This window comes from Streptococcus sp. HMSC076C09 (genome assembly GCF_001837905.1).
In the GTDB taxonomy this organism is placed as follows: domain Bacteria; phylum Bacillota; class Bacilli; order Lactobacillales; family Streptococcaceae; genus Streptococcus; species Streptococcus parasanguinis_I.
On record NZ_KV834606.1, the window covers coordinates 84,314 to 95,710 of the forward strand.

8 protein-coding genes and 1 pseudogene are annotated in these 11,397 nt (G+C 42.3%); 8 read left to right on the forward strand and 1 reads right to left on the reverse strand.

All coding sequences use genetic code 11. The features are described from left to right. Positions 1–197 precede the first annotated feature (197 nt). Positions 198–1,133 (forward strand): metal ABC transporter solute-binding protein, Zn/Mn family, encoded by a 936-nt coding sequence (locus HMPREF2704_RS00475; RefSeq protein WP_070845332.1) that lies wholly within the window; start codon positions 198–200, stop codon positions 1,131–1,133. A gap of 7 nt (positions 1,134–1,140) precedes the next feature. Then, the gene (locus HMPREF2704_RS00480; protein ID WP_070845334.1) at positions 1,141–4,404 is read left to right on the forward strand and encodes a pneumococcal-type histidine triad protein; all 3,264 of its coding nucleotides are present in this window, start codon (positions 1,141–1,143) and stop codon (positions 4,402–4,404) included. A gap of 242 nt (positions 4,405–4,646) precedes the next feature. On the opposite strand, the pseudogene HMPREF2704_RS00485 reads toward HMPREF2704_RS00480, so the two are convergent. Continuing rightward, positions 4,647–5,830 (reverse strand): annotated as a pseudogene (locus HMPREF2704_RS00485) (DUF2974 domain-containing protein). A gap of 169 nt (positions 5,831–5,999) precedes the next feature. Here HMPREF2704_RS00485 and HMPREF2704_RS00490 point away from each other — a divergent pair. The 6 genes from HMPREF2704_RS00490 (at position 6,000) to HMPREF2704_RS11440 (ending at position 11,315) form a co-directional block, all read left to right on the forward strand. Beyond that, positions 6,000–6,677 (forward strand): response regulator transcription factor, encoded by a 678-nt coding sequence (locus HMPREF2704_RS00490; RefSeq protein ID WP_070845336.1) that lies wholly within the window; start codon positions 6,000–6,002, stop codon positions 6,675–6,677. After that, a complete protein-coding gene (locus HMPREF2704_RS00495) occupies positions 6,670–7,644 on the forward strand; it encodes a sensor histidine kinase (RefSeq protein WP_070845338.1) in 975 nt (324 codons plus the stop codon). Before HMPREF2704_RS00490 ends, HMPREF2704_RS00495 begins: the two co-directional genes overlap by 8 nt. Positions 7,645–7,659: 15 nt before the next feature. Then, entirely contained in the window at positions 7,660–9,285 is a 1,626-nt protein-coding gene (locus HMPREF2704_RS00500; RefSeq protein WP_070845340.1) for an AI-2E family transporter, read from the forward strand. Between the two features lie 8 nt (positions 9,286–9,293). Beyond that, a complete protein-coding gene (locus HMPREF2704_RS11370) occupies positions 9,294–9,980 on the forward strand; it encodes a hypothetical protein (RefSeq protein WP_070505909.1) in 687 nt (228 codons plus the stop codon). Positions 9,981–9,984: 4 nt separating this feature from the next. Then, entirely contained in the window at positions 9,985–11,073 is a 1,089-nt protein-coding gene (locus tag HMPREF2704_RS00510; protein ID WP_070845342.1) for an AAA family ATPase, read from the forward strand. Between the two features lie 113 nt (positions 11,074–11,186). Further along, positions 11,187–11,315, forward strand: a complete 129-nt coding sequence (locus HMPREF2704_RS11440; RefSeq protein ID WP_003011905.1) for a hypothetical protein — start codon at positions 11,187–11,189, stop codon at positions 11,313–11,315. Positions 11,316–11,397: the final 82 nt, after the last annotated feature.

The window sequence follows — 11,397 nt, forward strand, 5'->3', positions numbered from 1 at the left end:
TGAGAGACTAGGACTTTTGTCCCAGCCTCTTTTTTTACTGCAAGGAAAGGTTGCGGAGGCTAGTAAAAGGTTAGTCTCTAGCATTAAAAGGAAAAAAATGTAAAAAAGACTTGACAAAGCAAATGATTAGCAGTATTATTAACTAGTTAATTAACTGATTAATAAACTAGTTAACGAAAATGAAAAAGAGGTGAAGGATGAAAAGGAGAAAAATGAAGGTGCTGGGACTCTTGTTCCTCGGTTTCTTTCTGCTTGCAGCTTGTGCTAGTCAAGGAAATGCAGGCAAGCCCCCTTCTAAAAAAGGTCTCAAAATTGTCACGAGTTTTTATCCCATCTATGCTCTGGTCAAGGAAATTTCTGGGGATCAAAATGACATCTGGATGGTTCAGTCCGGTGCAGGGATCCATGATTACGAGCCCTCAACCAAGGAAGTGGCCCAAATCTATGATGCGGATGTATTTGTCTATCATTCTCAGACCCTGGAATCCTGGGCTGGTCGTTTAGATCCTAATCTACAAGGTTCCAAGTTACAGGTGATCGAAGGGAGTCAAGGAATGACCCTTGATAAGGTGGCTGGATTAGAGGATGTTGAGGCTGGTCAGGGAAAAGAAGCCAAGCACCTGTATGACCCGCATACCTGGTTGGACCCTGCGAAAATTGCAGAGGAAGGAAAGATTATCGCCCAGCGCTTGGGAGAGATCGATCCAAAGAACAAGGAGCTCTATCAGGCCAATGCCCAAAAGCTTGAAAAGCGCTGTGAGGAAATAGTAGCTCGCTACCAGCCTGTCTTTGACAAGGCCAAGCAAAAGACGTTTGTGACCCAGCATACGGCCTTTTCTTATCTGGCCAAACGCTTTGGTCTCAAGCAGTTGGGGATTGCAGGGATTTCCCCTGAGCAAGAACCAACCGCCCGGCAATTGGCGGAGATCCAGCAGTTTGTCAAAGATTATCAGGTGAAAACGATCTTCGTAGAGAAGCACACGTCGTCAAAGGTGGCAGATAGTATCGCCAAGGCAACAGGGGCGCGTGTCAAGGTTTTGGATCCACTAGAAGCTGATCCGCAAAACGATAAGGATCTATTAGCAAATTTAGAAGAAAATATGGCGAGTTTAGCCAAGGAATTAGAGGAGTAAATCAAGAATGAAGAAAAAGGGAACGATTGGAATTGTAGCGACCTTGGGGCTAGGACTCTGTGCCTATGCGCTCAGTCAGCAGCCACAAGTCAAGGAAGAGAAAAAGAATCAGATTCAGTATTTGCAAGCTGACAAGAAATCGTCATCGTCTGCCTCAAGTAAAAAGGAAGACAGCATCGAAGCGGTCAATGCCAAGGAAAAGACCCAGGCAGAGCAGATTGTCATTAAGATTACAGATGAAGGCTTTGTCACTTCTCATGGGGATCATTTTCATTACTACAGCGGCAAGGTTCCATTTGATGCCATCTTTAGTGAAGAGTTGATTTTGCGGGATCCAACTTATCAGCTGCAAGAAGCGGATATCGTGAGCAAGGTCAAGGATGGCTATATTATCAAACGCGCTGGGAAATACTATCTCTACTTAAAGGATGCCCAACATACGGTTAATGTGCGCTCGATCGAAGAGATCGCTCAACAGCAAAAAGGAGGCGCAAAAGAAGAAGGGGAAACGGGATCGGTGCAGGCGAGCTCCTCGCACAAGGCAGGCAAGACCCGTGACTTCCGTCAACCTAGTCAAGCGCTGAAAGAAGGTAAGACTCTTGAGATGCTGACGGCTAAGAACCATACAGCTGGTGGCTACCGTACGGACGATGGTTATGTCTTTAGCCCTGGAGATGTCATTTCAGATACAGGGGACGGCTTTATTGTGCCCCATGGTGGCCATTTCCATTATATTCCAAAGAGTGCCTTATCTGCTGGAGAGTTAGCAGCAGCCCTCTCCGTTTTAGGTGGTCAAGCCGGCCATCAGGCTGGAAACTCACACCTAGCTGGAGCAAGCACAGAGCAAGGGCAAGGGACTCCGGATCAGGCCTCTCCAAACCTTGGGAAGCAAGCGAGCAACCAGCCATCAGCCAGTCCAACTAATACACAGACGACACCAACGACTTCTAAACCGGCTACCTCTAAACCGAGTCCAACCCTGACCAACTTGATCGAAGAATTGCAGAAAGCCCCATTGTCTTCTCGTCATGTGGAGTCTGACGGTTCTGTCTTTGATCCAAGTAAGATTACCAAGTGGACCGATCAAGGGATTGTCTACCCTCATGGGGATCATTTCCACTTTATCCCATATAGCTCCCTATCTCCTTTAGAGCGTGAGTTGGCGCGGCAATTCCAATTGCTTCGTGCTCAAGGTGCTACTACACCTGCTGAAATAAGTCCAAATCGGCCTTCAAGTCCAAGTACAAAACCAGTTGATCCTGATCACGAGCATGGCGACAGGCACGATCATGAACATGAACATGGGGACAGTCATGATCACGAGCACGAAGAGGAGCACGATCATGGCTTCCACGCAGACAAGGTTATCAGCAAGGACGAGGACGGCTATATGGTCGCTCATGGCAACCATGCCCATTATTTCTATAAAAAGGACCTATCTCCTCAAGAGATTGCAGCAGCAGAGGCAACTCTAGCTGGTAAGAAAGAAGAGGACAAGGGTCAGCCCCTGACAGATGACGTTGCGACCTATTCTCGCGATGCCTCAGATGAGGAAAAGATCCAGTACATCAGCAAGACCTATGGTGTCCCTCGTGAGGCCATTAAGATTTCCAATGGTTTCTTTGTCTTTAACAATCCAGACCAAGAATACGATCCGACCCACATCCATCCTTATGCCGTTCGGAAGGAACATGTCCGGATCCCACTTGAAACTGGCAATCCTGAACTAGACTTTATCAATGAACTCTATGCAACAGCGCTTCGTTCAGGGATTTCTCCATATAGCCTCCAGATTGAAAATGGTCAGTTTGTTATCCCGCATGGCGATCACAACCACTATATCAAGGTGCGCTCAGCAGGACTAGCAGACTACTTAGCCCACCGTCTTCCAACCATCCAATCTCCTTACAAAAAAGGAGACTTGGACAAGAAAGTCGTAGAGGACAAGGTCAACCAGCTCTTAGCAGAAAGCCGGACTCTCTATGCTTCTGATCCATTGCAACAAAGACGGATTGAGCTGATCTTGGGCCACTTCTTGGAAAATGTCAAGAGTTTCCCAAGTAATTCAACAGAGGGCTATCTAGCTAGTCTCAAACAGGTTGATGCGCAGTACATTCATGCGACCCAAGCGGTCAAACCAAAAGAAGAGACAGCCTTGGATCGTCGTTACCAAGAATTGTTGGAACAAGTGCGCTTGCTAGACACAGAAGCCTTCCAATTGAAGAAGGAAGAGTTGGTCTCTCAATTGCAGGAAGCCTATACTGCCAAGGACAGCAAGCGTATAGAGCAGGAAGGGAAGCTATTAGAAGCTGTTCAGGAGATGCAAGATCGGACGGGTGTGACATCTGTCGACTACCTCAAGTATTTCTACCAAAGCTTGAGCGATGCGCGCTTGACACCAGAACTCCGCACTAAGGCGGCAGATCTAGCCTTGAAGCTCTACCGAGCTCAAGCCTTTGAAGAAGCTTGGGATTCCAAGTCTCACTTTATGGAGCTCTACCAAACTAAGCAAGCTATTGACCAGCTCTTCTCCCAAGAAAAAGGCCAAACCTATCCTATTGAAAAAACAGTTTTGGATCAAAAAGGAAGTCAAAACCCATCCTACAACTTAGCGGTTTATGATTTCCTCAAAGGCTTGTATGGAGAGTTGGATAAGGCAACAGAAGCCCGTCAACAGAACAAGATTTTGACAGCCCTCTTAGAGCAAATCCAGTCGCTCTTGCCACAAGTCGAAGACCAAGGTAAACGAACGGCTTTTGAAACAGGCTTGGCTCAACTTGGAAAAGAATCTGATCCAGACAAGGCTATTCCAAGTGGGGAAGCACTTCTACGTGAAATCAGCGATACCATTGAAAAGCAAAAACAAAAGCAAACGGAAGAGCCTCAAATTGGGGATGTCGCTCTTTATCAACAGCTCTATAACCAGTTGATGGCCTTGCACCAACAATTGCAGGACAAGGGAGCTAGTGATGCGGTATTTGATCGCTTAGAAGCTCTCTTTGACCAATTGGCTAATCCAAAGAGTGATAAAGCAGCCTTACTACAGGCTATCCAAGCATTCCAGGCAGAGTTGGCAGCAACGCCATCTGCAAGCGAAGCGGGCAAAGCAGCTACCACAGCTGAAACGCCTGTCCCTACAGAAACTCCGGTGGAAAAAGAAGCAGCAGCTTTAGAAGGAAGCAAGCCTGCTACAACTGAGACAGAAACAGAGCCTGCAAGCGCAGCTGTAACAGAAGAAAGCACGCCAGATGCTTCATCTCCTCAGAACTAATAGAAAATAGAGAAGAGGCTGGAACAAAAGTCCTAGCCTCTCGATTATTTTTGGATTGTCGAGCAAGACGCAGTGGTTGAGTGGGCTCTACTACGCTGATTTCATCAGCTTTTACAGCCCTACTCAACTGTGCGGAGGTGGGACGACGAAATCGAATTCTAACGAATTACCGATTTCTGTCCCACTCTCTTTTTGCGTTCTAGTGAATAGAAGAGGTGGCCTCTTTTTTCAGTTGTTGAGCCTCACTCCTTGTGTTCTAAGAGCAGTGGCGAGGAAAGCTCGACTGTTTTTTTCGCTTGAAAAATGCGGCCATTTGAACCAGGATGCGGGGGACCGTCTGCCATTTTTTCCAAGCTTGAAAGCGGGTGTCGATGAGCTGCTTGGCCAAGCGTTCTAGCATCTCCCGCTCGGTTGGATCCAGATCCTGGGCATTTTGGAGGATTTCCTTGGCCTTAGCTAGCTGTTTGAGATCGGTAAGGTCATTGATGGAAGTGATGCCGGCATCTAGAAAAATGCCAAAAAAGGTGTCAAAAAACTTCTTGCGCTCGTCTGCCGATGTTTCACGAACCCATTGCTTCAAGGTCAGGTCGGTCTGCTGGCTATCTGGACTGGTTTCAGAAACGGTCACAAAGCTGTAGTCCTTGATTTCCCAAGTAAAGGCGTCGTGCTGGGCAAAGCCAGCAAAAGCGCGACTTTTGACAATGGTCGTCGGTTCTGGCACTTCCAACATCATGCCAACGATGGATCCTTGAGGGACAAAGCGACGAATATTTGGAGACGTGCGCTGGTAGCCTTCGGTTTCGATAATGGCCTTGTTGAGGCCAGGAGCATCGTAGCTGTAGATGGCGTCGACCCGTTCAAATAAGGAATCAGGTAGATACGAGCAAGCATAGGTTGCGAGATTCCCCCCTTTGGAGTGACCAGCTACTAAGAAACGTCCTTTTGGAAATTCCTTCATGACATGTTGCAGGTAGCTGGCTGCGCGTCTTTGAGCTGGAACATGGTCCATATAGGTCATATGGAAGTCTTCCTTCCAGCCGATCAAGGTGTCATCCGTCCCTCTGAAAACGACCAAATACGTATCCAGACTAAGCCGATAGGTCATGGCCGCAAATTGTTTTTGCACATCGGGATCGCACTCATCGACATAGTTAAGGAGTTTGATGTTCTTAAAGCGCTTTGAAGTAGCCAACTCATCGACTAATTGCAGGTGCTGGTTACTCACGATAAAATCGGTAGTCCGATCGATCAGTTCCATCGCATCAGACAGGCGCACTGGAATTCCTGTTGTATCTCCTTGAGGCACAATGTGTCCAAAGGGCAGATAGGTCAGCTCTGTCAAAGCGAGGACATCCAGCTCCTTGAAGGGGCGGTCATATATGGAATCGTAAGTCACTTCTTTTAGGTAATCAAAAATAGTCGACATCTGTGCCTCCCGTGTCTTATTTCTTTCAGTATAGCACAAAAATGGATGTAGAAAAAGCGCCTCCCATCAAGAAAGTAGGACTCAGCTCTTCTTTCCCTCTGAAACAGCCTTTTTCTCTGCCTCTTAATCTGTTATAATAGGAAGAAGAAAAAAAGAAGGAAAGAAAGCCATGCATAAAATTCTCTTAGTGGAAGACGATGAAATTATCCGCCAACAGGTCAAACAATTATTGGAACAATGGGGCTATGAAGTGGTTGCAGTAGAGGATTTTATGGATGTCCTCGGGATCTTTGTTGAAAGTAACCCCCACTTGATTCTCATGGATATTGGTCTGCCTCTCTACAATGGCTACCACTGGTGCCAAGAGATTCGCAAGGTTTCAAAGGTTCCGATTATGTTTCTTTCTTCACGGGATCAAGCCATGGATATTGTCATGGCCATCAATATGGGGGGAGACGACTTTGTCACCAAGCCGTTTGATCAAAATGTCCTCCTTGCCAAGGTCCAAGGACTCTTGCGCCGCTCTTACGAATTTGGGACAGATCAAAATTTGCTGGAACACCGGGGAGCCATCCTCAATCTCAAGTCCACAGACTTGATGTACCAAGGAGAAGTCATTAAGCTGACCAAGAATGAATTTCAGATCCTGCGCGTCCTATTTGAACATGCGGGCAGTATCGTGGCGCGCGATGATATGATGAAGGAGCTCTGGAATAGCGACTTCTTTATTGATGACAATACCTTGTCTGTCAATGTGGCCCGCCTTCGCAAGAAACTAGAGGAGGCTGGCTTGTCAAACTTCATCGAAACCAAGAAAGGCATCGGTTACGGGTTGACCCATGAATAAATTTGGAACGATCTTCTGGCAATATGTGGTATCCCGCAGGCGCCTACTCTATCTATTGGTCATCTTTTTGATGGTCGATCTGGTCTTTGCCTATCTATTTCCAGAGACCGGGACGGTTTTCCTCTATGCGACCCTGGTGTTAGGCTTTTTTGCCCTCTGTGTCTTGATCTGGGATTGTGCCATAACCTTTCAGGACTATCGCAAAGTAGCACTGTATGAGGAAATAGAAGTTGCTTCGCCTTTGGAACATCTCCTTTATGAAAAATACACAGAAGAAAAGCAGGCTCGGCTGGAGGAAGGCAAAACAGCCCAGGCCAAGTTCAATGACCTGATGGATTACTACACCCTCTGGGTTCACCAGATTAAGACGCCCATTGCAGCTAGCCAGCTCTTGGTGCAAGATGTCGAGACACCCATTGTCAAGCAGCAGATGGAGCAGGAGCTTTTCAAGATTGACTCCTATGCCAATCTGGTTTTGCAGTACCTGCGACTGGAGAGTTTTCATGATGATCTAGTCTTAAAGCGCGTGTCGGTAGAAGATATGGTCAAAGAAGTAGTCCGCAAGTATGCCCTCTTTTTTATCCAAAAGAACTTGACCGTGGATCTGCATGATTTGGATCAGGAGGTCATCACCGATCGTAAGTGGCTCCTGGTCATTATCGAGCAGCTCTTGTCCAATAGCCTCAAGTACACCAGCACTGGTGGGATTGAAATCTATTTTAAAGACCAGGCTCTCTATATAAAAGATAGCGGGATTGGGATCAAAAATAGCGATGTTCTCCGTGTCTTTGAGCGGGGCTTCTCCGGCTACAATGGCCACCTGACCCAGCAATCTTCAGGGCTGGGGCTCTATCTATCTAAGAAAATCGCAGAGCAATTGGGCCACAGGATCACCCTCCATTCAGAGGTCGGACAAGGCACGACCGTTGCCATTCGCTTTGAAGAAAAGAAGTTGGTCATGGATTAAGAAAAAGGGATTATTATGGAAAATAAAAATGAAACATTAGAGATTACTAATAATGAATTAGAATATGACAATTTGATAGATCTAAAAAGTACTCTTCAAGTTGAGTTAAATGATATTTTAGATGAACTTTCTTCAATTGAGGAGGATAGAGAAAAACTACAAAATAACCAGTATCTTGAAGAAGCCATTCAAGACATCATTTGGGACCAAGTTCAAAATCAATTAGCAGTCCAAATTGGTGAAGAGTTTATTAAAGATAACAACGGACAAAAACTAGATTTACGAAAAGACGCACATATACAAACTACTGAAAATTTTGAAAAAGGGAAATTTGCATCACACAATAGAGAGTTTAATTATCAAGAAAGATATGACAAATGGCAAGATAATTTTACCACTAATAAAAAAGGTGAAAGAGTTTTAAAAAAAGAAGCCCGTCAATTTTTTGATAAGGGAAGAGATATGGGGTCTGCAGCTGTTCATAAAGATCATACGGTTTCCATTAAAGAACAATTAAATGATATCGAAATGGCTGCATTTTTTTCTAAAGAGCAAGTTAAAGAGTTTGCCAATAGCTCTAAAAATTTACATGATTTAGATGCCTCTGCAAATAAATCTAAGAATGATAAAACTATGACTGAGTTTTTAAACTCTGAAAGAAACGGGTTGAAGCCTGAAGAGCGTTTTAATATTGATAGAAAACAATTAGAAAAAGATGATAAAGAAGCTAGAGAAGAGCTAAAAAATAGAAAAGATGAGAATAAAAATATTGCCATACAGTCTGGCAAAAAATCACGACGTAAAGAGGCTTTGAAAGTGACAGGGAAAGCTTTAAAAGCTGCTGTTCTTCAATTGTTGACAGAATTTTTGAGAGAGATTGTTAAGAAGTTTATTTCTTGGTTGGGTGAAAGAGAGAAGAATTTCGAGAACTTCATTGCAAAAGTAAAGGAAGCAATTACAAACTTTATCACCAATCTTTCTCATCATGTCCTTGGTGTAGGGCAATCGATGGTTACGATGTTAGCTACCTCTATAATTGGTCCTGTAGTTGGAACATTTATGCAGGTCTGGACTTTTATTCAGCAAGGTTGGAGATCTCTTACCGATGCGATTGACTATTTAAAAAATCCAGAAAATAAAAATAAAAGTACAAGTGTAAAAATGCTTGAGATAGGAAAAATTATTGTTGCAGGAGTAACAGCTGCTGGAGCGATCGTTTTAAGTAGTGCGATTGGAGCAACTTTGTTATCTATTTTTCCTCCACTTGGTGTAGAAATCCCATTGCTAGGAAGTTTGTCTGGTCTGATCGGTACATTTATGGGGGCAACAGTAGCTGGTATAGCCGGTGCATTTGTCTTGAAATTAATTGATCAAATGATTGTCGACAAACAGATTGACGAATTAACAAATAAAAAAATCGATAAATATAATGATAAACTAATTGTACAAGACCAAATGAATGCGGTTGGAATGGCGCTTGTTCGAGTGGATAAAATGGAGTCTTTGAGCCAAATGGAAGATCGACATCACCAAGCAGCAGAAATAATGCGGGATGAGCTTTCTTTTTTACTTGAAGAAAAAGAAAAAAATGACAATGAATTTACAGAAATCGACGCCTTGTTGGCAGAGTTAACAGATTAGGAGTTATTATGGAAAATGAATTTGACTTACAAGTCAGTAATCATGATTTTAATGCAGCAAAAGAACAATTGAAAAAATTTGCTGAACAGGATGTAGAAGAGTTGAAGTTTGATAAAGTTCGTACACATGAAGACATCTTTGGATTAGAGTGGGCTGAACACGGAGTGACTGGGAAAGAACTTAATTCATTGATTGAAAAACTTCAGAAATATTTTTCAAAGGTTTATGATCGTGATCAAAACTTAATTGAAGAATTTGGTGAAGTTTATAAAGCCTTAGAAGCATTGGATAAGGATTACATTCAGGCTATACTAACTTCTGTTTCTGCGATCAAAAAAACAAATGAAAAGATTTTAATAGAGCAAGAGCGAATTGATCAGACGATTGAGAAACAAAAAGCTACCTTAATCGCCTTAAAACAGTTTAAAGAAAGTGTGTCAAATCAATTATCTGAAATTGATTCTAGTCAACTTATCAGTCTTATTGAACAACTTGAGAGTAGGGTTGAGACATTGGAAAAACCTTCTAGTGATTTGAAGGATGAAAGCACAGAAATTAATCGGTTAAAGAATGAATTGGATGCTGTAAAAGGCCAAGTGAATATCCTATCGAATAAGCTAACAACTTCTTTCGCTTTGATAGGCATAGCTACCGGAGTTGCTGTTGTGACTTTGATCATTTTATTGATGAGGTAAGCAAATGAGCCGTTATCAGGATGAATTAATTGAACTAGCAAAAAAATTTGATATCCAAACAGATTCAAAAGGAAAATTTCATGAACGAGTAATTATTTTGCTCAATGATTACTCTGAAAAATTAGTCATTGATATTTTGCAATACTTAGTTATTGAAAAACAAGAGGGTTCTCAAAAGATCGCCACTCTAGCAAATCAATTGTCAGAAGCGCTTCTGAAATATGCAGGCTATGTAAGTCTAAAAGGTTATAAACAAAATAAAAATGAGCAAGTGACGGAAGAATGCTCTCTTGATGATTTAAAAAAAGAACTTGACCGATTAGTTGGTTTACAAAATGTCAAAGAAGAAGTTAATCATCTGATTTCCTATCAAAGAATACAAAAGATAAGGAAAGAAAAAGGACTGAAAATTCCGAATAGAACTTTGCATATGGCATTTACAGGTAACCCAGGAACAGGAAAAACAACAGTAGCTCGTATTGTTGGAAAAATGTATAAACAACTCGGTTTGTTATCTAAAGGTCACTTTATTGAAGTTTCACGAACAGATTTAATTGCAGGATATCAAGGTCAGACTGCTTTGAAAGTTAAAAATGTGATTGAGAAAGCTAAGGGAGGAGTTCTTTTTATCGATGAGGCATATAGTATTACCGAAAATGAAAATTCAGATTCTTATGGTAGAGAATGCTTAACAGAATTAACGAAGGCCTTAGAAGATTATCGAGATGATTTAGTTGTGATTGTTGCGGGTTATACAAAGCCAATGGAACAGTTCTTTTCTTCAAATCCAGGGTTAAAATCTAGATTTAATTACTTTATTGAATTTGGAAATTATATACCAGATGAATTATTGAAAATATTAGAATTTCTGTGTCAAAAAGATGACTATAGACTAAGTGACAATCTGAAATTGAAATTGATCAATTATTTCGAAACAAGTATACAAAATGATGAGAAAAACTTTTCGAATGGAAGATTTGTTCGAAATATATATGAAAATCTCGTAATGAATCAATCTGTTAGATTAGATCAAGCGAAGATAAATGATGTAGAAGATTTGTCATTGCTTAGATCATGTGATTTTGAGAAATAAAATCCCCATCTTACAAAAATGTAAGAAATAAAGGTCAAAATGAAAGGTTAGGTTATGGTAGCCGCCTTTTATTTTTTATACAATAGTCTCATCAAATGAAGGAGGTCAAGAAAATGAAACTCTTGAAATGGATGAAACAACTCAAAAAGACTGAGAAACCCTGCAACCAACCCGATCTGGAAAAGACGGAATTTGGTCTCCAAGTCCTGCAACAAACCCAAGAATTTTTCTTGATCTACTAGTAAAAGGAGAAAAGTATGTCATTACTAGATGTTCAACATATCAAAAAGATCTACAAAACCCGCTTTCAAGGAACGCAGGTTG